We start from the raw sequence: 23238 nt of genomic DNA on the forward strand, positions 1-23238 counted from the left end.
GTTCAAACTCGAATACCGACAATCATAGCAGCGATTTTTCGCATTGCATAACATAAATTAGAAAAATGAGCGTTTTTTACACAAAACACCCATTTTTATTTTACTCGCTAACCTACAGCGGTTAGTTATTCCCACCAGTGGTGTCGGTAGTGTCGTCACCGTTGTTAGTTATAGCGGCCGCAGTACCCACGGCTACCGCAACGCCTGTTACAACTACCGGTGTGGTCAAGCTCATTCCGAGAAAAGTTGGCGATGTTGGCGGCGGAGGCGCATTGCTAGCCACCTCAGGGCCTGGATTCGATATTTCCACTTGTTCGGTCGCTACGTCGGCCTGCTGTGCTTGTGTTTCACGATAGCGCTCCATTGGGGTCATCTGACTCCATCGTTGAGCCACGTCCTGCATATTTTGCTCAACAACGTTCAGAACAGTCCTTTCATGGTTAAATCTGGCAATATCTCCCACCTCGAGAGCGTCGCGAGCAGCCCTTAACCGTTGTTCAATATTTCGTTCTAGAGCCCTGGCCTCTGTTTGAAGCCTATTGTAGCCATTTAATCTCATGATATCTTTTTGGCTACGTGCCTCTGCGAATTGACTTAGCCGCTGCTCGTTCATAAAGGGCTCGGTCGGGTAATTATTTAGAAACTGCCGCGCTTGATCCAACTGAGAACCACCTTGAGACACCTCAACCACTTGCCACGCAGAGCTCGGCGGAGAAATCACTACCGCAACAATTACCACTAAAACTAACAGAATATGTTTCATACATTTGTGCCACAAAAGATGTGAGGAACCATTACTATTGACCATCTGGTCGAGTTATTCAAGGTATTCTAATTCACCTCGAATATAGAGGGATTCAAGAATTGCCGCCGCCACAGCAGTTGCCGATCTAGCTCACTGAGTTGCGCAACATCACACACCGATTGCCACTGCTTATGGATGACTTCGAGTTGCTTTTCGACTATGCCCTCGGCTTCGGTTTGACTCAGCAAATAAACATGGGCACTTCTTATACAGGTGGCGAGACGGCTTGACCGATCATTGCCGGTAATCAACATGCCTTGCGACGCTTCGTTACCCGCGCGAGCTTGCGGGCAAATATCGTAGGCAGGCGCCAAAGTGAACTCCTCACTATCTCCGTTCCTGAACAATAGTGCCGCGTGATTGCGCGCATGGTCATCGGTGTTGCCGCAAAGAATATTAAAAACCAGTCGTGAAAAAAGCTCCCGCAAATTAGCTTCTGGCTCTGCAAACTCAAGCCGAATAATTTCAGCTAGATGCTCGTAACTTGCGTACCGTGCCATAAGCTCGTCGAGTTCCAGTAATGTTAACGCTGAAACCATTGGCTTGCGCAACCAACCTGCTGCCGTGCACTCACGGTCGAATCGCTCCACCAACAAGACATCGCGCCCTGCAGCGCATTCCAGCTTGACAGGCGCCACGGTTAAACCGACATGCTCAGCTAAACGCATCGCGACAAATTCTGCTTTGACCACCGAATACAAATCCGTACTCGATGAGAACTTGGCGACATATTTGCGATCGTTACTTTGAATGAGTGCTTTCGGGCGGGCTCCGCCTATAGCGGTACCGTGAAAAATTGCGGCTGCTAAATCAGGCGCTAGAGGACGACCCTGTTCGACTCGTTCGGCAGCCTCGAGTAGCTCTTCAAGCGAAGCGTTTTGTTCTGCGCGCGCGATATACTCGGTGGGCGAGAGCTGAAAATCCAGCGCGCCAATGCGATCGGACGCAGAGGCCAATAAATACGTCAGTTCATCAAATGTCGCAGTATCTTGTTGCCTTGCAGCGCTACCGAGTAATCGATTCATAATAACTCGGCGTCCCCAAGCATCAGGTGCACCATCGCGAATGGTTCCCGGCATGTTCAGTCCCGTTGTTAGGTCGAGCACGCCTTTGCGTAAAGGCAATTCGCGTGGATTCAACGGTAATGCTGCTGGATTCTCTAGATAACTGGAGCCGTAATTGAATTGATAGCGGTCGCCATACTTAGCCAAGCGTCCCGCAACAATCGGCTGAGTGGCTTTGGGCAACCAAACCCACACATAGGCTTCATCATTGTGCTGAAACCTTTGCTTAGAAGTCATCGATTAACTTCCTTGGTTGTTCTCTTACACGTTGTGGTAACAGCGCTAGTTTTTCTTCAACATAGCGTTGTTTTTCGCGCAGTCTGCTCGGCTCGACTTCAAACAACGGCACACCAACAATCACAGCGACTTCAAACACCATACCGATTTCGCACTTGGGATCGCCCTTTTCAATTCGTTGATAGGTGCTGCGTGAAACACCTGCACGGTCGGCAACCTCCTGCGCACTCATTTGTTGCTCCAGCCGCGCACTCTTTATCAGCTGACTGAGCAGCGTTAACGTCAGTTGGGTTTGTCGCGAATAGGTCCGCACGATTGACTTTGCCATGATTGACTCGTATATAGGTATTTAACTTAATAATGGTTTATATATGAATCAATTTAGTCGTGAGATCGACACCTGTCAAGGTTACGAAGTTTACTGACCGGCGCGGCGCAGCTCGTCGTAGCTGAAGGTGGCACGGACTTCTTGTTGCAGCCAGTCCAGCAGGACCACGCAGCGGGCGTCGCCGTCAAGCATGATGATGCGGGCGAGTAAGCCGGCAAATGGACCGTCGATGACTTCCATCAGGTCGCCCACTTGCGGGGTGTCGGCCTTGTTGAGGTATTCGACGGCTGGGCAGTCGTCGGTTAGAGCTTTGAGCTGTTCTATCAGCTCTGCGGGAATAGTGGCGGGTTTGTCGCCAAAACGAAGCAAATTCGCTACACCAAAGGTGTTACGAATTTTGTGGAATTGCTCGTCGTAGTTGCTGAGGGTCACGAACAAATAGCCTGGGAACAGTGGCTCGGTGACTTGTTGGCGCTTGCCGCGGCGCACCCGCGTGAGTTTTACTTCAGGTAGGAAAGGCTGCATGCCTTGGTTATCAAGTTGCGCGAATGCCCGTTTTTCTTGGCGCGGCTTGGAGCGCACCACGTACCAGAGCTCTTTGTTTTTAGAGCTCGCGTCAGAGCTCGCGTCAGAGCATTCTGCGGATAATGGCGTCTGTCGAGTCATCAAATTGCTCCTCTCGGTCACCGTCAATCACTTCATGAATGCGTGTGGCAATTTTCTTACCCAGCTCCACTCCGGGCTGGTCGAAGCTATTGATCTGCCAAACGACACCTTGCGTGAATACTTTGTGCTCATAAGCGGCAATTAAGGCACCGAAGCTGCGTGGGTTCAGCTCGTCCACAAACAATAAGTTCGACGGATGATTCCCTACATAATGATTGGTCGCCTCACCTTCTTGCATGCCGTCACTGGCTGGATCGGAACCGGTCCACATCAAGCGACGATGCGCTAACGCATTAGCTACGGCCAGGCGCTGTTGTTCGCGCAAGGCATCTTGTACCGCAGGAACAAACCCCGGTGCTTTGCGGTGCAGCACCGCCACAAAGTCCGCCGCAAAGGCATCAAAACCTTGGTGCAGATGCTGAAAGAACGCATGTTGCCCATTCGGACCAAAACCGCCCCAAATAATTGGGCCAGTTGGATACTCAATAGGCTCGCCACGATAATTCGCTTGCTTGCCGTTCGACTCCATGTCGAGCTGCTGCAAATAGTTGGGTAAATAGCGTAAGCGGCCGTCATACGGCAACACCGCTAAGTTATTAATACCGCGCTCTTCACGGTTATATAAACCGGTAAGCGCCAGCAGCAACGGAATATTGTTCTCTAGCGGTTCACTCAGGAAGTGGTCATCCATAGCCGCCGCGCCCGCCAGCATCACACTAAACTGGTGTGAGCCAATAGTCAGCGCAATGGCTAGACCCACCGACGACCACAATGAGAAACGTCCACCCACCGAATCCGCAAAGCTGAGTTGTTGCGCAGGCGGAATACCAAAGTCGACCATCGCTTGGTTATTAGCAGATACACCAATAACATGCTTCTCGAGCCACTGCTCATGCGTGAGTGCGGGTTCAACCCACTCCATCACGGTATCGACGTTGGCGAAAGTATCAGCGGTAGTGAAGCTCTTCGAGCAAATCACGAATAGCGTGGTTTCTGGATCGACAATGGGCAGTACGGCGTGCAGCTGACCGCCGTCCATAGAACTCACAAAGTGTACTTTGAGGTTGTGCAGTGACGAGTCGTCGGCAAACTCGCGCAATGCGAAGGAGCCCATCATGGGGCCCAAGTCAGAGCCGCCGACACCAATGTTGACGACATCTTTAATGACTTTGCCGGTTGCGCCATGCCAATTACCGCTGCGCAGTAAGCGCACGATTTCATTGAAGCGATTGCGGCCGTTGCCGGCTTTCACCACGTTATGACGCGAGCGACTCAGCACATGCGACACGGTACGATGCTCAGTCGGATTATAAAACTCACCGCTAATTAGCTGAGCCCGCAGCTTATCGAAGTCTTCAGGCAAACGCTTGGCAGCGAACGCCTTCAGTTCATCGGGCTTCAGCCCTTGGTAGCTCCAGTCGAGATGAAGCTGGTCTTGCGACGCAATTTTCAGCGCCGCACCAATCCGGGTTGTCGGTTTGCTTCTACTCATAATCCTCTCGCAAGTCCATTGCTGTGATGCGCTATTGAGCGCTTAGAGCCCACTAATCGCAGCCAAGGCAACACCCACTTGATACATGATCTGCGTGGCCGTGGTCCAAGCTTCGATATTGCTCACATACTGCGTATCCAGCGGTACGATAATGGTGTCACCTGGCTCAATTTGCGTGGCACGAGCACTAAACCATGAGCTGCGCTCTGGTACCATCACTGAACCGTCAGCTTTGACTACGTACACGCGCTCTTCATCCGCTTTCTGACGGGTACCACCAGCGCGCTCAATATAATCTTCTAGCGTCAGGCTCGAGTCATACTGATACGAGCTCGCTAACTGCACTTCACCAATAATAGATACGGTATTTTGAACGGTTGGCACGAACAGACGGTCGCCGTCTTTGAGCTGTACGTCACTTCGTCCGTCGTTGTCTCTCAAAATAGTGTTGAGATCCACAATCAATCGACCGACCGCCTCAATATTGGTCAAGTCACGCAGCAACTGATTCATTTCGCTGTAAGCAATAGTATTACCGGTATCGGTAATCGCATTCGACGCGATTTCACGACGCAATTGCTGGGCTAACTCTTGCAGACGCTTGCGTTCAGCGGCACGCAGATCGGTTCGCGTGAACACTGCCCCACGCGGGAACGCATAATCCGTTAAACCACCCGCGCGTTTAATAATGTCGCCCATGGTCTCGCCACGGCGAATGGCATAAGTACCTGGGAAGCGCACTTCGCCTTCTAAACGCACTTGAATAATATTCTGCCATTGCGGAATAGACAGTACGTGTAACCGGTCGCGCCCTTGCAGCGGCATGTCTGCCTGCCCCGCCAGCGCTTGTTCTAGGCTAAACTGCAGGTAATCAGTGACCGCTTCGCCACCCACCACATCGGTCCGTGTCACTTCAGCACGCGCTAAATAGGCTGACTCTTTCAAGCCACCCGCTGCCGCGACACCGTCACTCACAGCACCATTCGATGCCAATGGGTATACGCCTGGGTAACGCACTTCACCTTCGACATAAATCAGCGCTAACTCACCATCACGGGTAAACTGGTTGCGCAGCTTATACAAAATAGGTTGCAGTAAATTGCGACGGGAGAATTTGGAGTAGTAATCGTCTTCTCGCTCTACTACTTCACGCGTGTCAAACAAGTCCACCAAATCACTGGATAAATCTTGGAGTCGATCGGGGCGATCATTTTCCAGAACACTAGAAATACCATCGCGATCTTCGAGTAAATTTTCAAGATACTGCTTTCTGTACTCCCGCAACACCTTTTCGCGCTGTTCTCTTTGAATCTCATTTTCCGTTCTCAGCCAAGTCCGCAATTGATTTGCCTCGGCCTCTGCAGACTCGTACCGACTGAAGAGCACGATCTGATCACGCGGCTTTAATCCAATGTTTTCACTCTTGACGCCGGCAAGAGCAAGACCTAAATCAATTTGTGATACGGTTATAGACCGACGATCTTCAGCCTCATGAACGACGATCGCGTAGCTTAGATCGGTATGTGGGAGTAATCCGGAATCTATCGAACCAATAATATCTTTAACTTGAGCTCCTTCGAACCACGAATATAATCCCGGACGAACAGCAGCTCCAACCAACATGACGCTATCAACAGCCTCTTCAGCAACTGGATGAATAGAGACGACATCCCCCCCTTTGAGTTCATACGAGCGCTCTGCTGCCAAGTCAACTCGTTCAATGCGACGCAAACCGGCACTATAGCGTTGCACTTGCACACTGTCTTCAAACGCGTTCGGCAGAAGACCACCTGCCATTTCCACGAGGTCATGTAAGGTTTCCTTTGGTTTAATTTCGTATAAAGCCGGACGCAATACTTCACCGGCAATTGAAACTAAAGGACCACGAGTAGGAATAAACACAACATCACCTGCTCGCAGTGTGATGTCAGCACTTGCATCACCTCGAATCAATAGATCATATAAATCGAACTGAGCAACGGTAACCCCTGCTCGCTTTACTTGGATAGAGCGGAGTGATGCGATATCACTAACACCACCCGAAACAAATAATGCTTGGCTTAAAGTAGTTAACGAACTGACGGTATAGGCGCCAGGCTTGTATGCTTCCCCGACTATAAATATCTGCATACTTCGCAGCTCGCCCATAGAAACCGCGGCTTCAAATCCAATTAACCGCTCCTTCACTTGAGACTTAATCAAGTTCCGAGCTGAGCTATACGTCAAACCGGCAACTTGAATAGGACCTAAGTTTTCTAGAACGATTCGGCCTTCACGATCAACAAGTACCGTATTCGAACGACTTTCCTTACCATATAGCTGGATATTCAATTCATCGCCAACGCCCAAAATGTAGTCATCTGGTACAGGTGCATTATTAATAGGGGCAAAAGTTGACGGCTCGCCTTTAAAAATCTCATAACCAAAAGGCTTTAATTCTTGATCATTCGCCGCAAGCCGCTCTGCGAGTTCATCAGGGCTGAGCTCACGTAACGGCCGATCATCATCTTCACGCTCTCGTACGTCGGCTCGCTCGGGCATTTCGAGACTTTGTGTCGCTGAACGGTTAGTGGAGCCTTGAGCATTGATTAATACATTTAAATCAACTCCAAATTGTCGTGCGAGAGCCTCTTGCTGTGCTCTCGGCATCCGCTTTATTTGCTCGATTTGAGCGGGGGTAAGTTGCGACAAGTTTGCTTGCAATGCCTGTGTGGCGGGAGCGAGAAATACTATGCAGGCCAAACTGGCTGCAATAATGAATCGTTGACCTAATTGAAGCACAAAGTCTCCCCTTTTTATTGTCTTAATCAGCTTCCATCTATGACACTTCAACTTCGCGTTTTTGTCTTATCCACGACACGATGCGCCAAATGTTTTTAAGTGCCAACAGATAGAAGATAAATATCCCTAAATAAAGCATCAGCACAATAGGTTCCGGCACTTTAATAACTTCAAGCATAATGCCGAACGCAGCCAGTAACAAGGCAAGCAGCGAGATATAAAACAATGCTTGTCGGTCACTGAATCCCGCTCGCAGAAATATGTGGTGTAAATGCTCACGATCAGCCACAAAAGGCGATTGTCCCTTGAGCATGCGACGAATCATTATCGCAATCATATCCATCAATGGAACCGCAATCACCCACAAGACAGCTACGGGTCTTACTTCAGACATACCATTGTTCGTGTTTGCGCTGGCTTCCGCAAGCTTTTCAGGGTGCGTCAGTACGATCAAACACCACACCACAGTGAAACCGATAAACATGGAACCGGCATCACCCATAAAAATTTTACGAATGAGCCTATTGCGAAGTCCAAGATTACGCACAAGAAAAGGGATGATAGCGCCAGAAATGGTCAAACCCACGTATAAGGGCAGTACTTGATGATTCAATGCCGCTAGCACCGCAATACTGAGAAATGCCACTAGCGCTAGCGAACCAAGTAGCCCGTCTATACCGTCAATCATATTGTAGGCGTTCATCGCCGCGACCATGGCTAATAGAGTAAATGGCATTGCAAAATAACCAAGCTCTACATTTCCAAGACCCACCAAATCACCTAAATTTTCCAGATAGGCTCCTGCGCCAAACACCACGACGGCGGCAGTCAGTAATTGTGCGGTAAAACGCAAACCCACATTGAGGTCAAACCGATCATCCAGCACTCCAATAAAAACCATAAATCCTGCGGCTATCAGAAACAATCGCACATCAAGTGACATCGGAACCACAAACGGTAAAATGATGACCGCAGTCATGTAAATCGCGATACCACCAACTAACGGAATACTGCCGTTATGTTGCTTGCGATTACAGGGTTCATCTAATAAATTCGTTTGCCACGCAAATGGGATCAGTATCTGACACAACACCGCCGATAAAAACACAGCTGAGAAAGTCATGTACCAAATTGTCATTACCTTACCTTATTCGTCACTGTTGAAAATATCGCGGCTGTAGACTTTATTCTTGACATCAACCAATTCAGCCGCACGACGATTGGTCATGATCACATTTGCAGTTTGTTTGAAAAGCTCGAGATCGCGTTCCACGCGAAACCCGTTATATTCATCTTGTTTTAAAAACGGCTCATAAACAATTACTTCGACTCCCGCGCCACGTAATCGCCTCATCACCCCTTTAATTGCAGAGTAACGAAAATTATCAGAACCGAATTTCATGATAAGTCGATAAACACCTACCACTTTAGGCTTTAAGCGCAATATATCGGCCGCAATAAAATCTTTTCTAGTGCGGTTCGCATCGACAATCGCTCGAATCATCACCTGTGGTACTTCATCGAAGTTTGCCAGAAGTTGGCGAGTGTCTTTCGGCAGACAATAGCCACCGTAACCGAATGAAGGGTTATTGTAATGTTTCCCTATGCGAGGGTCTAGGCATACTCCTTCAATTATTTGTTTTGTGTCTAATTGATGGTGAGCAGCATACGTATCGAGTTCATTAAAATATGCCACGCGCATGGCTAAGTATGTGTTGGCAAACAATTTAATGGCTTCGGCTTCGGTGGGATTCGAAAACTGAACCGGTGTGTCAGGACGTTTGGCGCCGGCAAGTAAAAGTTTTGCAAAGGCTTTCCCGCGCTCACCTATGTCACCAACTATTATTCGCGACGGGTAATAGTTATCATGTAACGCTTTCCCCTCTCGCAAGAACTCCGGCGCAAAGAGTATCTCATTGGTCGCGTAGTTTGCGCGTGCTTGTTCAACGTAACCAACCGGTATCGTAGAACGAATCACAATGGTCGCGGAAGGATTAACTGCCCGGACATGGCGAATGGTTTCATCAACGGACGAAGTATCAAAATTGTGTGTCCGTTCGTCGTAATTCGTGGGTGTTGCAACGATGACCCAATTAGCTTGTTGATAGGCTCGTTCGGCCTCGGTTGTGGCTACCAATTGCAATGATTGTGTCGCAAGTACTGCGCTTAAATCGGGATCACTAAACGGGCTGCAACCAGCGTTGACTTGGGCAACACGGGTTTCATCTATATCAACAGCAATCACCGAGTGTTGTTGCGCTAACAACACTGCGTTCGAGAGACCCACATAGCCAGTTCCGACAACAACAATAGTCATATTGAATCTACTTCTTATATTTATTGAGTGAGTGTAAACCAATCTACATCAAGCTGTCACGTGGGATGCTTGGGTTGGCGTGTCGGAGCGAGTGTACGATCGTTGTATTTTAGTTATGTGACAGTTAGAATCGGCGCTGTCATTTTAGAGGTAAAGAAGTTGATGAGCACTGTTGATGTGGGCGGTATTCAAATCACCCCTTTCGATTCGATGGAAGATGCCGTCGCTCATGTTATTCAGAGCACCGGAATTACACCGGGTTTTGGTATTGCCATCAATCCCGAAAAAATTATCATGGCGCGGAAAGATGTCACATTACGTGATCAGTTGAATTCCGGAACATTGCGGTTTGCCGACGGTATGGGTGTGGTGAAAACCATGCGGAAAAAGGGCGTGCCGAGCCAACGCATACCGGGTGTCGAGTTTTGGCAGGCGTTGATGATGGGCTCTCGCGAGCAACAAGTTCCCGTGATGCTGATTGGTGCTAGACCTGAAATCAATCAGCAAGCAGCAGCTAAACTCAAAGCTGCTGGCGTGAATGTAGTCGCGAATATTAATGGCTACTTTACTGATGAACACGTGCTGATTGACGCGTTGCACCAGCACCAACCAAAAATTGTCAGTGTGGCGATGGGTTCACCTCGCCAAGAGTTACTGATAGCGCGTTTACGTGAGCATTATCCCGACGCCTTTTATCAAGGTGTCGGCGGCACTTATGATGTATTTACAGGCCACGTAAAACGTGCCCCAAAGTTGTTTTGCAAATTGCATCTTGAGTGGTTCTATCGACTCTGCGCACAACCAACGCGCATTGCACGACAATTGAATTTGATTAAGTATGTTTGGCTACACTTCACTGGTAGACTCTAACCAAGTAGAATGACGGGCTGTTTTTTCCTCTAGCAACCGAAAAAGTAAAACATTTATGACGAAGAAGCTCTTAGTAGTCTTTGGTACGAGACCAGAGGCCATCAAAATGGCGCCTTTGGTGCAACTCATGAAAGACCAAACAGAGTGGGATGTGCGTCTGTGCGTGACTGCGCAGCATCGTCAAATGCTCGATCAGGTTCTGCAACTCTTCTCGCTAACGCCAGATTATGATCTCGACGTCATGCGCCCGAACCAAAGTTTGCATCAGCTCGCCGCACGCGTGTTAACCGGGCTCGAGCCTGTGCTGAATGAGTTTGAGCCGGATGTCGTGTGTGTACATGGGGATACCCTCACCACGCTGACCACGGCTATGGCAGCCTATTTCAAGCAAATTCCTGTCGCTCATATCGAAGCAGGTTTGCGCACCGGTAATATCTATTCTCCGTGGCCAGAAGAAGCTAATCGTAAATTGGTTGGTGGTATTACACGCTGGCATTTTTCGCCAACGGCACAAGCGCAGCAGAATCTGCTAGCTGAAAGCACCAATCCTGCTCATATTCATGTCACTGGAAATACAGTGATTGATGCTTTGTTAACTGTTTCTGAGCAACTGAAAACGGATACCGAGCGCCAAACGCGCTACCAACAACAGTTCGACTTTGTCGATCCGAAACGCCCGATGGTACTGGTGACTGGGCATCGTCGCGAAAGCTTCGGTGGCGGCTTTGAGCGTATTTGCGAAGCACTGGCATCACTTGCCGAGCAGCGTCCAGAGCTGCAAATTGTGTACCCCGTTCATTTAAATCCAAACGTACAAGAGCCGGTGAATCGGTTGTTGCGCAGTCATAGGAATATTACGTTGCTGGAGCCGCTCGACTACGAGCCGTTTGTGTATTTAATGAATGCATCCACCATTATTGTGACCGACAGTGGTGGCATTCAAGAAGAAGCCCCGTCGTTGGGCAAGCCAGTATTGGTGATGCGCGATACCACCGAGCGTCCAGAGGCTGTGGCTGCGGGCACCGTTAAATTAGTTGGCACGGACACCTCAAAAATTATTTGCGAAGTGAATCGCTTACTCGACGATACGACGTATTATCAAACTATGAGTCATGCCCATAACCCGTATGGTGATGGTAAAGCATGTCAACGCATCGTCGATGTATTGAAGCAGGAGCTCTAAGCATTTATGCAAACGTTTAGACAAATATCAGTGATTGGCTTGGGGTACATTGGCCTGCCGACGGCAGCTGTATTTGCTCAGCACGGGCTGAGCGTGATTGGCGTTGATGTGAATCAACATGCGGTAGAAACAATCAATCGCGGTGACATTCACATTGTTGAACCTGGCTTGGGCGCGGTAGTGAAGCGTGCCGTTGCTGATGGCCTGTTACGCGCGGTATTAAAACCAGAGCCAGCGGATGCATTTTTAATGGCGGTCCCGACCCCATTCAATGACGACTACACCGGTGATTTAAGCTATATCCGCAAAGCTGCTGAAGCTTTGGCGCCAGTGTTGAGCAAGGGCAATCTCATTATTCTCGAATCAACCTCTCCAGTGGGGACTACTGAGCAACTCGAGCGTTGGTTGATGGACTTACGCCCTGATCTAACCTTCCCGACCCAAGCCGGTGACGTCGCCGATGTGCAGGTGGCTTACTGCCCAGAGCGTGTATTGCCCGGTCAAGTGATGCATGAACTGGTGCAAAATGATCGGGTCATTGGCGGACTGTCACCTCGCGCCAGTAGCCTAGCAGCTGACCTGTACAATGTATTTCTAAAGGGTGATTGTCTGCTGACTCATGCGCGAACAGCAGAAATGGCAAAACTGACTGAAAATAGCTTCCGCGACGTCAACATTGCCTTCGCAAACGAGCTGTCGCTGATTTGTGACCACTTGGATATCAATGTCTGGGAACTGATTCGATTAGCGAACCACCACCCTCGCGTCAATATTTTGCAGCCAGGGCCTGGTGTGGGTGGGCATTGTATTGCAGTAGATCCTTGGTTCATTGTCAGCTCGGCACCTGAGCAAGCAAAGTTGATTCGTACCGCTCGTGAGGTCAATGATTTCAAACCGCAGTGGGTATTTGAACGTGTACAAGCGACGTTAAAGTCGTCAGGGCAAGCTGAGCAGTTGACTGTTGCCTGTTTAGGCCTTGCATTTAAACCAAATATTGATGATTTGCGTGAGAGCCCTGCACTTGCCATTGCGCGCCGGATTGCGGAAGAGCATGCGGGTACCACGCTAGTAGTTGAACCCAATATTGAGCCAACCGCAAACCCCGTTGCAGGCGCTGAATTGTGTGATCTAAACGAAGCATTGCAACGTGCCGATGTGGTGGTGTTATTGGTTGACCATACGCCGTTTAAAGCCATTACTCGCGCCCAACTTGAAGGCAAGCAGTGGGTCGATACCCGCGGGTTGATTGATGGCTAGATTAGGGCTGTGGTGGTGAGTCGACTGCATCTGATTGCAACCGCGGTCAAGCATGGGCGTGGCGGTATTAGTACGGCGCTGGTTGGCTTTACCGAAACTGCAGTTTTGAAGCAGCAAGGCCTCAATATTATCGAGTCACATGTAGCGGGTGGTCGCTGGGCGGCGTATCGACAGGCTGCGGCTCGCATTCAGGCCGAAGTTCAGGCAGGTGACGTGGTTTGGCTGCACTGTGCTCGCTGGCTGTCAATGTTGCGCAAGCTGATGTTAGCCCGCATTGCCCGGAAACGCGGCGCCAAAGTGTACTTCCACTTCCACTCTATGGTGACCGAGCATTATATGCAGCACTGGCTCGGTCGGCGGCTATTAAAGCGCATGATTAAAGCGGCTACCGGTATTGTTGTAGTCAGCGACTGGTGGAAACAACGCTTCGTTGATGTATTGAAGGTACCCGCCGCACAAATTTTTGTCTGCCCCAACCCACTCGATCAATCCTTTCAGAACCGAGCACCCCGCGAAACATTGGTGCACGCTGATGCGGATGATCCCGTGCAACTACTCGCCATGACACGTTTGGTTCCGGGTAAAGGTGTTGCAGAAACCATTGCTGCGTTGGCGGCGCTCCCCACACGGTTCCATCTGAAAGTTGCCGGTGAAGGGCCCCTTGAGAGCGCCTTACGCGAGCAAGTCAAACAATTGGGCTTACAAGACCGCGTCGAATTCTTGGGCTGGATTGATTACGATAAGAAGCTCGATGTGTTGCAAGGGACCGATATATTTTGCCTCCCATCACAGTTTGATTCGTTTGGTATGGGATTTATTGAAGCTATGGCATTGGGCATACCAGTGGTCGCATTTAACGGCGGCCCGACAGCAAGTGTGGTGCCTCATAAAGCCTGTGGTTACTTGGTCGACTCGCTGAGTCCTGCGGCAATTGCTGCAGCGGTTCAGCACTGTGTGACGCACTACACTGAATATGCTTCTGCAGCTTATCAGCATACGCAGTCGAACTTTTCTGCCGAAGTCATTGCCCAACGATGGGTACAATTCTATTCGAAGTGAGAATTTAAATGATTGATTGGAAACGCTTGAGTCTGGCAGTTCTGCTAAGCGTAGCCGCTATTGCTTGCGGTGATAATGAACTGCCCGATGACGGTTCTGGGGACGGCGGCGATGGACCGATTACAACCGAATTTGTAGAGGTGTTTTCATCAACAAACTTTGCCAGTGCAAGTGAGTCCCCACGCGCATACTCGTTGGACGATCAAGCCTATGTCGTCGACGGCATTTTCGGATTCGATACCTATCGATTTGCAGACTCAGTCTTGACGCGTACCTTTGTTGACGGCAGCACCTCCGACAATCCCTGGCTCGCCACTGCCTTTGCTGCAACCGCCGATCGAATTGTAGTCAAAGGTATTGCGAATCAATCGATACCAAGTATTCGTATTTATCGTCGAAATAGCTCCAGCACACCAACATTTTTGGGCCAAGCACCGATTGATGCGGCAACCGGACCCGTTGGCGCTTTCTCTAACTTTGTTCTCAGTGCGTCGGTGGAGCGTAATGGCATCCAGATTTGGGATGCACAAGATCCCAATGACCTAACGGCAACCGACTTCTATGAAACCACGGCGCAGGTGCGCGACTTTGTGATTGCGGACAACGCTCTATACGCATTGGTAGGCCGGGATATCTTGATGTATTCCATTCATGAGTCTGGCGCAGCGTTGCAGTTTGAAGGGGACTATCCGCTACTCGCCGAGTCGGCGCGTATTAAAGCGGAGGGCGGCTACCTGCTGGTAACAGAACAGGAGTATCCGAAAGTACTTTCTGTCACCGAACCATTTAATCCCGTTGTCGCGTATGAAGGCCCGGAAATGAGCCAGAACAATCCACCGCTAGCGATGGGAGCTGGCTATTTATTTGTCGGCACGGCGACCAATGTTCTGGCACTGCGTCAAAATGGCGGCACCTTTGTGCCAGAAACCGAAATTGAGGCGCTCGGTCCTACGACCGAGCTCGTGGTAGTCGACAACCTACTCTACGTTTTCAGCGCTGGCGAAGGCCTGCAAATTATTCGGGCACCAGCAGCGCCGTAACTTCGTCCCACATAGCCGTGACAGCTTGGCGTTGCCACTGCCCTGCGGTCGCTAGCTTTTGCCTCTCAGTGGTCGTCCAATCCGCATCGGTGAGCAATTTCTCTAGCCGGTGTAGTCCCCTCGTTTGCTCTTCTTCAGTTAGCTCAATTAAGGCCTCTGTGCAGTCATAATCTTTGAGTAACGCTTGGTACTTATGACTCCATCCCGTTGCTATAACGGGAATATGCTGGGCCAGCGCGCTAACTAAACCATGATAACGTGAGCCAATGACTATTTGTGACTGCCCAATAACCCATTTGATCTGCAGTGCATGTTGAGGATCGAGCACTGCAATGGGTGCAGCTAACCGTTGCTGAATTTGCTCGACCAAAGCGCGGTCAGCTGTTGCTTCATGGATCAGGAAAAAGGGCTTTGCTTGCAACGTCTGGGCTTTCTCAATGACTCGCACCAACCAATGGATATAACGATCACCGTCCTCGCGCTTTTCGATCATTTTGGCATTCGGAATAATGCAGACTTGATGCTGACCGGCGTCAAATTTATCGTGCGGCATACCGGCAACCAAGTTCGTAAAGTCGGGACAGCGCTTGAGCTTGCTCGGCTGCGGATTCAGTTCAGCAACGTAACGTTGCGACGCCTCGTCACGGGCATAAATTTTATCGGCATGGGTAGCAATAATTTTAAAAGTGGCTCGGCTGCTGGGTTTCATGAATGGCCCAAAGGCTTGCGGTAACAGGACAACGGGGATGGCCTGTTTGTTGAGCATATTGATAGTCGACGCCAGGCGGTCACGTGCAACACCGACTGGCCAAGTGTCGCCATAGGCAAAACCCGATGCATCGAGAACGAGATCAATTTCGTCAGAATTAACGAGTCCTAACTGTTCCCGTAACACTTGTGGCAGCCATTGCAGTGGCGCCAGCCAATTGAGACGCTTGCGGACATAACGCGTTTTTGTCCATAGCCCAAACGCTGCCCGACGCAGAAACGGCCCGTCTGGCTCCACAACCCACTTGATCGACACGCCGGTAGCAGCCGCGCGCGGCTCAAGTTGCGCCTGAATGGCATGCAGCATCAATTCTGCGCCTTTATTCGCAAAGCTGATTCCTTTTACTTCAATCACCCACTGCTGCATTGGTTCCCGACCTATCTTGATTGAACAGCTACTTAACCAATAGATTACCCTATAAACCGGTCTAGTTTCATCGTACAATCAGTTTTATTCGTTCCCGTGGCGCGCGCTGCATATTCATATTTTCGAGAGTTCAATGAAAAAAATAAGTTTCGAAATTATCATTTCATGGTTTTTAAAAGACTTTTGGAAAATCTGCATTGTTTTTGTGCTGAGCTCAATCCTTGCCGTAGTTGTTGCACTTTCTATACCAAACAAGTACAGCTCTCGAGCCGTGCTGGTCTCAAACCTTGGCGAAGGTAAAGCTATTAGCGGAGCCTTGGCGAGTTTAGGCGGCCTTGCTTCAATGGCTGGTATTTCGCTAGGTGGTGATGAGTTAAATGCAGAAGTGCTGCGCGAAATTATGACCTCTGATAGCTTTTTAGCTGGTTTTCTTCGCTCTGAGCAACTGAGTTCGATTGTCATGGCGGCAGAGGGTTATGATGTCAACACGAATGAATTCATATTGGATGACGAAATTTATGACGCTGAGGCTGGAGTCTGGGTTCGCGAAGTGAAGTTCCCAGCTACACAAGAGCCGAACGAGGCCGAGCTTGCTGAGAAATTTAAAGAAAGCTTCTCAGCGGCATATGAACGTAAAAATCAGTTGGTCACAGTATCATTAACCTCGTATTCACCCTACTTTGCTCGTGAAACACTGACCAAACTGGTTGATTATTTTAACTTGTACATGCGTGAGCAAGAAATTCAGAAGTATTCTCAATCGGTCAGTTACCTGAACGAACAACTAGAGACCGCAGCAGTGGTTGAGGTGCGTACCGCTATTCAGAAAGTTTTAGAAGACCAACTCAAACAGTTGGCTTTGGCTTCAACACGGGAAGACTATGCGTTTCGGGTTATAGAGAGCCCCATGGTTCCTTATCAAAAGAGCGAACCGCGACGTGCTGTTATTTGTGTGGTCATAGCCGTTGGATTAACGCTCTTGTTTATATTCATTTTCTGGACTATTCGAGCATTCCGTGGAAAAGACTACTGAGTCATCTGTAGAATCAGTTAAAAGAGTTCTTCAATTCTATTATCTGTGCTTTGCAGCATTACTTGTATTCGGTATCACGTTTCAAGTTGCACTAACGAATATTGTTGGACTGCCAGCCTTTTTTGATGAGCTAGTATTAATATTCATGCTGGCAGACATCTCGTTTCGCGCACTCAAGAATAGCTCCGCGAAGCGGGCTTTGATTTTGTATGCGATCAGTTTCACTATTCTGTTCGCGCTGAGCTTCTCAGCTATCGGTAACCGCGGTATTTTCGCGGTCTGCCTGCAAATATTCATACATCTTAAATTTATAGTTTTTATTGGTTATCTTTGGCTGGTCTTCGGACCAACCAGACTGCGTTTCGTAGCGTTGGCAGTATTAGCGCTCACAGCCTTTTTTATGTTTATTAACTTGGCTACCGGCGCAACGTTCAATCAAATTTTTGAAGTTGCTACGAATATTCGCGGTGGTTTGGTTCGCCCGATTGGTTTTCAGGGTGACACCGCATCACTGGGGACAACCATTGCCTTACTTGGCATATTTCTGGTCACGATCATTGCGCGTAGCAATCGCCAGCTAGCTATTATTTTCCTTGTGAGTTTAGCCGTTCTTCTATTTCTCAGTAGTTCACGAACGTCCATGATTGTTCTCCCCATTATGGTTGCTTGGTGGTTTCGTCAAAGTATCAAAGCCGCAGCCATCGCCGGTGTGCTGGTATTGTTATTAGTAGTGACTGCGCCATCAAACCCATATATTGCAGAACTTATTGAAATTACTGAACAAAATATCGAATGGACCGTAGATAATCCAGTCGAGTCTGCCTACATTCGCGGCATTATGATTTTTTTCTCGTTTGAATTAGCTAATCAGAACTTTCCTTTTGGAACCGGTGCGGCAACCTATGGAACTGTAATGTCGGAGGAGAGTTTTGTTTATGCCGAACTAGGGCTTCACAACAGTCGTTTTTTCATAGAAACGGATGGGATCTACGATAGTAACTTAGCCAGTTTGTTGGGCGAGTTTGGCTACCTCGGTCTCGTGATTTACTTAGCTCTATTTTATAAAGCCATTACTCTGTTTCGATCTGAGAGCGTCGAACAACCGAATGAATTCACTTTTGCCATTTGTATGGCCGCTCTGGTGTTCGGTATCTCTACGCCATTATTTATGAATACGTACCCAGCATTCATACTTGCTTTGGTTTGTGCAGCATCGTATTCAGAAAAGCCTCAAACGTCAGAGGCTATTCCTTCCCATAGTTCTTAAACTTCGGTACATAATTGGTCAGCACACGACCAACAAAGTTGAAGAATGGAATTAGTCGCTTGGGCGTTTTAGGGCTATACATACCTTCTGATGTTAACCGCACGATATCGGAATCTAAGTGCTTCCAAACATCTTTAAACACCGTGTAATCGAGCACATCCGAAACCGGCGCTGTGACGCAGGCTTTGACAATAGCAGGCTGAGCAAATGCAGGTACCACCACATTGACTACACCATTCATAGCAATTCCGCCCATGTAAATATGCGCAAATCCACGGCCGAACATAAATTCGAATAGGGTGACATGGTGACGACTGTCTACATAGTCAGCTTGAATCGCTCGCAACAAATTATTGGAGTCCGTCACCAGCAGGCTTTTTTGAGCCTGAGTTAGACTCGAATACCGTTCCAACAGAACTTTGGTTGGTTTGTCCTTTGAAAATAGTAATGGGAAGAGTTTTTTAAACTCACTCCGCAGTTTCGGGCCATATAAATACACACCGCGCTGCAATACGTCACCGAGGTATCCGTCTAACGAGATGAATTGCCCCGTGGCTTTTTGGCTTACAGCCTTAAAGTTTCGGAAGAACTGTGGCTCAAATGTTTTGTTTTGCCCATCTAACAGCCACCGCAAAAAGCCAACATCGTCGTCTGTATATTTATGCCGGCGGAATGGAAAGTGATACGAATCGAAACCCAGTTTCTCGCAAATGAATTTTGAATTTCGGATGTCCTTTGAGTTCTCAGGACCCCATGTATAGGCAAATGAGGCATCACCGACTAACGCGAGTAATCGTGAATCAAATCCAGCAGATAATGAAACCAATTTGGTTTGCTTCTCAAAAATTGATAGATTCTTTTGAATGAGATTAGGGATTTCGGAAACGGCTTTCACGTCCGACGTTTTGAAGTTGCAATAAGTCCGACTCTCAAGATGATTCGAGAGCATTTCGCCCGGTAGCATTCGAAACACATTTTTGTATCTGGTGTGCTTTCCCCAAACATGGCCCTTGCGCTGAATAATGTCGTCAATAAAGGGATCCACTTCTCCCGCTGCCGAAATTGCCGAAGCACTGGGGCTAACTCGAATATGCTCGTCATTCCGATAGTAATAGTGTGCAGCCAACCCGAACCAATCGGTAAAGACCTGATAGTCTGCGCCGGTTTGATGATAACCGACGAAAATGCCCTGCGTGATCTCCTGCAAAGCACTCGCTAGGCCTGTCTCATCGATCAATCGATTCAACGCATCTAAATTATTGATTTCGTCGTTCAGAACGAACCATCCTGCTATCACTAACAGTGATGAAGAACTTTGAGAAACAGGTTGCCGTGACCACAAACGTTGGTCGTAGATAACTTGTAATGAGCCAGCTGTGGTCGCCAATTCCACTGATTGAAAAGAATCACAGGCGTCCTGCACTGTTTGAGGATAATGGGTTTTATCACTATTTATATTTAACCAATGCATCTAGCGGTTACTCTCTCGATAATAAGGCTTTACTAACGTCACAAAAAATCCCCATCGGATAAGATACAAGATACCGAGCATGATAAAAATAAGATTTAGCTTGAGGCTATCGGTAAGGTCAGCGTTTGCAACTAAATGGGTCGTTATCAACATCACCCCGAACGTCACTGCAGAAACCCAAAATGTTATGTGTTCTTTTCCCAAATAAACAACGAGATTGGATTCAAGCAAATAAAGCTGACCAATTGACATTACTGTCGTAATAATAACGACCAATACAACTCGGTTTAAATCTATCTCGATACCTGATGCAAGCAAATAAAACAAACAGGCAATGATGCCAGGCACAAACATACCAGCGACCACGATTTGTAAGCGACGATTGATCATTTTCATCAGGGAACGTCGTAACCGCAATCGTTTAGCTTGGCGTGAGACCAAACCTATAAAAATATTGAAATAGGAACGCGGCAAGATAAATAGCGTTCCAACAATAGTCACAATCAAGCCAATCACGAGTATGGTGTTGGCCGAAACATGTGTTGCCAAGAGTGCTGGCAACAGCATAATGAATCCGCCCGACAAAAAGTTTGCAGAGCCAACAAAAAGTCCTCGCCGAGCGACATGAAGTGTACTCGTATTTTCGGAATTACCGCCACGTGTGCCATATAAACGCCAGCCAAGCATCAGGGCTGTCACGATGAAAATAATACCGCTAATTACCAGTAATGCCTGCTGTGGGGCTACAACAAAGGGCGCACTAGAAGCGACCAGTAACAGCGAAACTTCCGCCACTGCAAGTGAACGAAATTGCCTTTGTCCAATCCATGCATGTCGTTCTAGTTGCCAACAACTCAGTGCTAGGGTGATTAGTAACAAATCACTAAATGACGCCGATAGAAAAATTACACTCGCGCTCACCCCAATCACACTAAATAATGTATTTAACGCATTGGTTTTCAGCGTCAATGTACTAGCAGAGGGGCGATTCATTCCTTGCAGAAGTTGAATATAAATAAGCCCGAGTCCAGTTGAACTGAACATCATCAGGCTTGAAGCAAGCAATAGTGTTGCGATTAAAGGTGCCGCGAGCTCATCGGTATACGCTAATGCCAAAAACCAAATCAATAAGACACGAAAAAGTCCAGGAAGTACTGTCGCAATCAATGAATAAATCATACGCTGCGATCCTGGTTGTGAAGAAGTTTAGTGCTCACTTCGCCGTCCAGTAATAAGAACATTGAGTAACACTAACTTCAGTGCAACTATGGGGGAGCGCTGCCGACCCTGGCGAATAGCGCGCTGAGTGCTGTGGTTCAACTTTTGCAGCCAATTCATTTTGTAGCCATGTTTCTCGGCAAATTTTTCGTACCCTTCGGTTGACTTTGGTCCAGAGGAAATTCGCTCAAATCCATGTGATACATAGATATTCATAGTTGGCGTGTTGACTCGTCGAGCCGGTCCGAAGCGCTCAACTAGTCGATAAAAACAATCGTAGTCTTGCAGCGATGGAAATGCTTCGTCGAAACCGCCAACAGCCAATAATCTCTCTCGTTCGACAAGGATCTGATTACCGGCATGATTTCTACTTAACTCGCTCTTTCGAGTCAGAATTTGTTCGCCATCAAGGATCATACGACTGCCCGAATGCGTGACCCAATACAGGCTCGTGCTGACAAACGCGTACTTGGGCTCATACGCATTCAGCAATATTTCGAGCCGTTGTGGAAGAAACTCATCATCGTCATCTAGCCCTGTTACCAGTTTAGACTTAGCTAATTTGACTGCCCTATTTCGACTATGACAGGAACCGCGACTCTCATCATTCACTAAGACACGCACACGTTCATCTTGCGCACTGACCTCTGCTAAATAGTCCGAAGTGCTGTCCGTCGAGGCGTCATCAACAACAATTAACTCCCAGTCCGTCTCCGTTTGGGCAAAGACAGATTCAATTGCTCGCTTGAGCAAATCTACGCGATTTTTTGTCGGTAAATAGACGGTAACCTTGGGCATTTTGTTGTAGCTCTGTATCAGTCAGTTATGGTTAAAAGACTCGAAATTGTATCAGCCCACGGTATTGAAAGCACTGCTCTTAACGGAAAACTCTCGTTCCTAGAACTAACGGCACATTACATTTTCAATATGTCACTTGCCGGCTTCTTCGCCGAGTACGGAATGCCCCCCTCAGGATCAGCATAACCAAGTGCCATGAGCATGATGGGGCGTTGGTGTGAATTCAGGTCGAGCTCCTGCGCCATCCATTGTTCACGGTGTTCTATATCTGGCCAATTAATCGGACAAGTTGATAGACCCATCGTTTCAAGCGCCAGCATGAGCTGCATGGCTGCCAGCGAACCATCAATGTAAATACAATGACGGTCACGCTCGGTTGGATAGGCGTTTAAATCACCCACCACCACAATTAATGACTGTAAATTCTGATTGAAACCGACGGTGCCGCCCGCAAAGCCAGCCACTTTTGCTGCGCGCTCAGGCTCGTTAATGAAATAAAATTGATAGGGTTGGCGGTTACATGCGCTCGGAGCCAACGCTGCCATACTAATGGCTTCTTCGACCAACTGCGCGGGCACCGGCTTATCGAGATACCAACGAACGCTGCGACGCCGAATATATAATTGCTTGAGTTGCTCGGGCGTAATATCGGTTTGCGGCAATTGAGCGTGCGGATAAGGCACTGAGTTGGGGGTATTGTTCGGGTTCGACTGCTCTGCTGTATACCAAGCACGAGCCCGAGCAATAATGGGGGTGTCTTCTACAACCGCGAAGTATTGCGTCAACACATCTTCCGCCCACTTCAATTCGGTGTGCTCAAGCGTACCTTGTTGCTTGGCTCTGACAAAGCATCGCACAGTTTCTTCAATATAGGCTTCCGCAAAACTTGCGCGTCTGGGTCGCATGATCAGCCCCTTTTCCAGGCGATGAGTATTACGACGCAGCAACGCACTGGAACGATGCAAAGTACTCAGTGACCGCCAATACGCAATGCGCCCACGCAGCACGGCTTGATGCTCACGTGAAAACTCTCGACTGAACAACGCATAAAATAATGACGAGGTCCAACGGGTGCCGGCAAACACGGTAATCACACGGCGATTCAGACCTGCATACAAAGCATGCAGCTTAGCTTTTACCGTCGCGGGTAGTAGGCGTCGAGCCAGTGATCGGACACTCATGATGGGTTTCGTCTCATAATTCACTTTGTTAACAAC

General features: G+C 48.5%; 20 protein-coding genes. 7 read left to right on the forward strand and 13 right to left on the reverse strand.

The genetic code is table 11. The features are described from left to right. Positions 1 to 121 precede the first annotated feature (121 nt). From ACN0S4_RS03465 to ACN0S4_RS03500, 8 genes are all read right to left on the reverse strand, one after another. Positions 122 to 763 (reverse strand): hypothetical protein, encoded by a 642-nt coding sequence (locus ACN0S4_RS03465; RefSeq protein WP_417656320.1) that lies wholly within the window; start codon positions 761 to 763, stop codon positions 122 to 124. A 68-nt stretch (positions 764 to 831) separates the two neighbouring features. Continuing rightward, positions 832 to 2106 (reverse strand): type II toxin-antitoxin system HipA family toxin, encoded by a 1275-nt coding sequence (locus ACN0S4_RS03470; protein ID WP_417656321.1) that lies wholly within the window; start codon positions 2104 to 2106, stop codon positions 832 to 834. Beyond that, on the reverse strand, positions 2096 to 2434 hold the full coding sequence (locus tag ACN0S4_RS03475) for a helix-turn-helix transcriptional regulator (RefSeq protein WP_417656322.1): 339 nt from the start codon (positions 2432 to 2434) through the stop codon (positions 2096 to 2098). Before ACN0S4_RS03475 ends, ACN0S4_RS03470 begins: the two co-directional genes overlap by 11 nt. Before the next feature lie 90 nt (positions 2435 to 2524). Next, a complete protein-coding gene (gene rfaH / locus ACN0S4_RS03480; RefSeq protein WP_417656323.1) occupies positions 2525 to 3100 on the reverse strand; it encodes a transcription/translation regulatory transformer protein RfaH in 576 nt (191 codons plus the stop codon). Further along, positions 3063 to 4592 carry a glucose-6-phosphate isomerase gene (gene pgi / locus ACN0S4_RS03485; protein ID WP_417656324.1) on the reverse strand — a complete coding sequence of 510 codons (1530 nt, stop codon included), beginning with the start codon at positions 4590 to 4592 and terminating at the stop codon, positions 3063 to 3065. Before pgi ends, rfaH begins: the two co-directional genes overlap by 38 nt. A 42-nt stretch (positions 4593 to 4634) precedes the next feature. After that, positions 4635 to 7373: an SLBB domain-containing protein gene (locus tag ACN0S4_RS03490; RefSeq protein WP_417656325.1), complete on the reverse strand. Its 2739-nt coding sequence runs from the start codon at positions 7371 to 7373 to the stop codon at positions 4635 to 4637. Between the two features lie 37 nt (positions 7374 to 7410). Continuing rightward, entirely contained in the window at positions 7411 to 8511 is a 1101-nt protein-coding gene (wecA, locus tag ACN0S4_RS03495) for a UDP-N-acetylglucosamine--undecaprenyl-phosphate N-acetylglucosaminephosphotransferase (RefSeq protein ID WP_417656326.1), read from the reverse strand. Positions 8512 to 8520: 9 nt separating this feature from the next. Beyond that, positions 8521 to 9690, reverse strand: a complete 1170-nt coding sequence (locus ACN0S4_RS03500) for a nucleotide sugar dehydrogenase (RefSeq protein WP_417656327.1) — start codon at positions 9688 to 9690, stop codon at positions 8521 to 8523. A 162-nt stretch (positions 9691 to 9852) separates the two neighbouring features. Between ACN0S4_RS03500 and ACN0S4_RS03505 the strand changes: the two genes are divergently transcribed. From ACN0S4_RS03505 to ACN0S4_RS03525, 5 genes are read left to right on the forward strand one after another with little or no spacing between them, the layout of a single operon-like run. Then, positions 9853 to 10560, forward strand: a complete 708-nt coding sequence (locus ACN0S4_RS03505) for a WecB/TagA/CpsF family glycosyltransferase (protein ID WP_417656328.1) — start codon at positions 9853 to 9855, stop codon at positions 10558 to 10560. Positions 10561 to 10615: 55 nt separating this feature from the next. Beyond that, a complete protein-coding gene (gene wecB, locus ACN0S4_RS03510; RefSeq protein ID WP_417656329.1) occupies positions 10616 to 11743 on the forward strand; it encodes a non-hydrolyzing UDP-N-acetylglucosamine 2-epimerase in 1128 nt (375 codons plus the stop codon). A gap of 6 nt (positions 11744 to 11749) precedes the next feature. Then, positions 11750 to 13000, forward strand: coding sequence for a UDP-N-acetyl-D-mannosamine dehydrogenase (gene wecC / locus ACN0S4_RS03515; protein WP_417656330.1), 1251 nt, complete (start codon positions 11750 to 11752; stop codon positions 12998 to 13000). A gap of 15 nt (positions 13001 to 13015) precedes the next feature. After that, entirely contained in the window at positions 13016 to 14059 is a 1044-nt protein-coding gene (locus ACN0S4_RS03520) for a glycosyltransferase family 4 protein (protein ID WP_417656331.1), read from the forward strand. A gap of 8 nt (positions 14060 to 14067) precedes the next feature. After that, positions 14068 to 15099, forward strand: coding sequence for a hypothetical protein (locus ACN0S4_RS03525; protein WP_417656332.1), 1032 nt, complete (start codon positions 14068 to 14070; stop codon positions 15097 to 15099). Here ACN0S4_RS03525 and ACN0S4_RS03530 read toward each other — a convergent pair. Beyond that, positions 15074 to 16234, reverse strand: a complete 1161-nt coding sequence (locus ACN0S4_RS03530; protein ID WP_417656333.1) for a polysaccharide pyruvyl transferase family protein — start codon at positions 16232 to 16234, stop codon at positions 15074 to 15076. The two genes, ACN0S4_RS03525 and ACN0S4_RS03530, sit on opposite strands and share 26 nt — an antisense overlap. Positions 16235 to 16367: 133 nt before the next feature. On the opposite strand from ACN0S4_RS03530, the gene ACN0S4_RS03535 reads away from it, so the two are divergent. Further along, complete coding sequence (locus tag ACN0S4_RS03535; RefSeq protein WP_417656334.1) at positions 16368 to 17267, forward strand: Wzz/FepE/Etk N-terminal domain-containing protein; 900 nt, start codon at positions 16368 to 16370, stop codon at positions 17265 to 17267. After that, entirely contained in the window at positions 17251 to 18534 is a 1284-nt protein-coding gene (locus ACN0S4_RS03540; RefSeq protein ID WP_417656335.1) for an O-antigen ligase family protein, read from the forward strand. Before ACN0S4_RS03535 ends, ACN0S4_RS03540 begins: the two co-directional genes overlap by 17 nt. Here the strand turns inward: ACN0S4_RS03540 and ACN0S4_RS03545 are convergent. The 4 genes from ACN0S4_RS03545 to ACN0S4_RS03560 all read right to left on the reverse strand — a co-directional run bounded on the left by ACN0S4_RS03545 (position 18512) and on the right by ACN0S4_RS03560 (position 23202). Continuing rightward, positions 18512 to 20005: a hypothetical protein gene (locus tag ACN0S4_RS03545; protein ID WP_417656336.1), complete on the reverse strand. Its 1494-nt coding sequence runs from the start codon at positions 20003 to 20005 to the stop codon at positions 18512 to 18514. The two genes, ACN0S4_RS03540 and ACN0S4_RS03545, sit on opposite strands and share 23 nt — an antisense overlap. After that, positions 20006 to 21184, reverse strand: a complete 1179-nt coding sequence (locus ACN0S4_RS03550; RefSeq protein WP_417656337.1) for a hypothetical protein — start codon at positions 21182 to 21184, stop codon at positions 20006 to 20008. A gap of 27 nt (positions 21185 to 21211) precedes the next feature. After that, positions 21212 to 22021 carry a glycosyltransferase gene (locus ACN0S4_RS03555; RefSeq protein WP_417656338.1) on the reverse strand — a complete coding sequence of 270 codons (810 nt, stop codon included), beginning with the start codon at positions 22019 to 22021 and terminating at the stop codon, positions 21212 to 21214. Between the two features lie 116 nt (positions 22022 to 22137). After that, complete coding sequence (locus ACN0S4_RS03560; RefSeq protein WP_417656339.1) at positions 22138 to 23202, reverse strand: nitroreductase family protein; 1065 nt, start codon at positions 23200 to 23202, stop codon at positions 22138 to 22140. Positions 23203 to 23238: the final 36 nt, after the last annotated feature.

This window comes from Pseudidiomarina aestuarii (assembly GCF_048263735.1).
In the GTDB taxonomy this organism is placed as follows: domain Bacteria; phylum Pseudomonadota; class Gammaproteobacteria; order Enterobacterales; family Alteromonadaceae; genus Pseudidiomarina; species Pseudidiomarina aestuarii_B.

Bases quoted from the DNA above. Each gene is read 5' to 3' on its own strand.
- ACN0S4_RS03465 (WP_417656320.1), bottom strand. From the start codon at position 763: ATGAAACATATTCTGTTAGTTTTAGTGGTAATTGTTGCGGTAGTGATT.
- ACN0S4_RS03470 (WP_417656321.1), bottom strand. From the start codon at position 2,106: ATGACTTCTAAGCAAAGGTTTCAGCACAATGATGAAGCCTATGTGTGG.
- ACN0S4_RS03475 (WP_417656322.1), bottom strand. From the start codon at position 2,434: ATGGCAAAGTCAATCGTGCGGACCTATTCGCGACAAACCCAACTGACG.
- rfaH (WP_417656323.1), bottom strand. From the start codon at position 3,100: ATGACTCGACAGACGCCATTATCCGCAGAATGCTCTGACGCGAGCTCT.
- pgi (WP_417656324.1), bottom strand. From the start codon at position 4,592: ATGAGTAGAAGCAAACCGACAACCCGGATTGGTGCGGCGCTGAAAATT.
- wecA (WP_417656326.1), bottom strand. From the start codon at position 8,511: ATGACAATTTGGTACATGACTTTCTCAGCTGTGTTTTTATCGGCGGTG.
- ACN0S4_RS03500 (WP_417656327.1), bottom strand. From the start codon at position 9,690: ATGACTATTGTTGTTGTCGGAACTGGCTATGTGGGTCTCTCGAACGCA.
- ACN0S4_RS03505 (WP_417656328.1), top strand. From the start codon at position 9,853: ATGAGCACTGTTGATGTGGGCGGTATTCAAATCACCCCTTTCGATTCG.
- wecB (WP_417656329.1), top strand. From the start codon at position 10,616: ATGACGAAGAAGCTCTTAGTAGTCTTTGGTACGAGACCAGAGGCCATC.
- wecC (WP_417656330.1), top strand. From the start codon at position 11,750: ATGCAAACGTTTAGACAAATATCAGTGATTGGCTTGGGGTACATTGGC.
- ACN0S4_RS03525 (WP_417656332.1), top strand. From the start codon at position 14,068: ATGATTGATTGGAAACGCTTGAGTCTGGCAGTTCTGCTAAGCGTAGCC.
- ACN0S4_RS03530 (WP_417656333.1), bottom strand. From the start codon at position 16,234: ATGCAGCAGTGGGTGATTGAAGTAAAAGGAATCAGCTTTGCGAATAAA.
- ACN0S4_RS03535 (WP_417656334.1), top strand. From the start codon at position 16,368: ATGAAAAAAATAAGTTTCGAAATTATCATTTCATGGTTTTTAAAAGAC.
- ACN0S4_RS03545 (WP_417656336.1), bottom strand. From the start codon at position 20,005: ATGCATTGGTTAAATATAAATAGTGATAAAACCCATTATCCTCAAACA.
- ACN0S4_RS03550 (WP_417656337.1), bottom strand. From the start codon at position 21,184: ATGATTTATTCATTGATTGCGACAGTACTTCCTGGACTTTTTCGTGTC.
- ACN0S4_RS03555 (WP_417656338.1), bottom strand. From the start codon at position 22,021: ATGCCCAAGGTTACCGTCTATTTACCGACAAAAAATCGCGTAGATTTG.
- ACN0S4_RS03560 (WP_417656339.1), bottom strand. From the start codon at position 23,202: ATGAGTGTCCGATCACTGGCTCGACGCCTACTACCCGCGACGGTAAAA.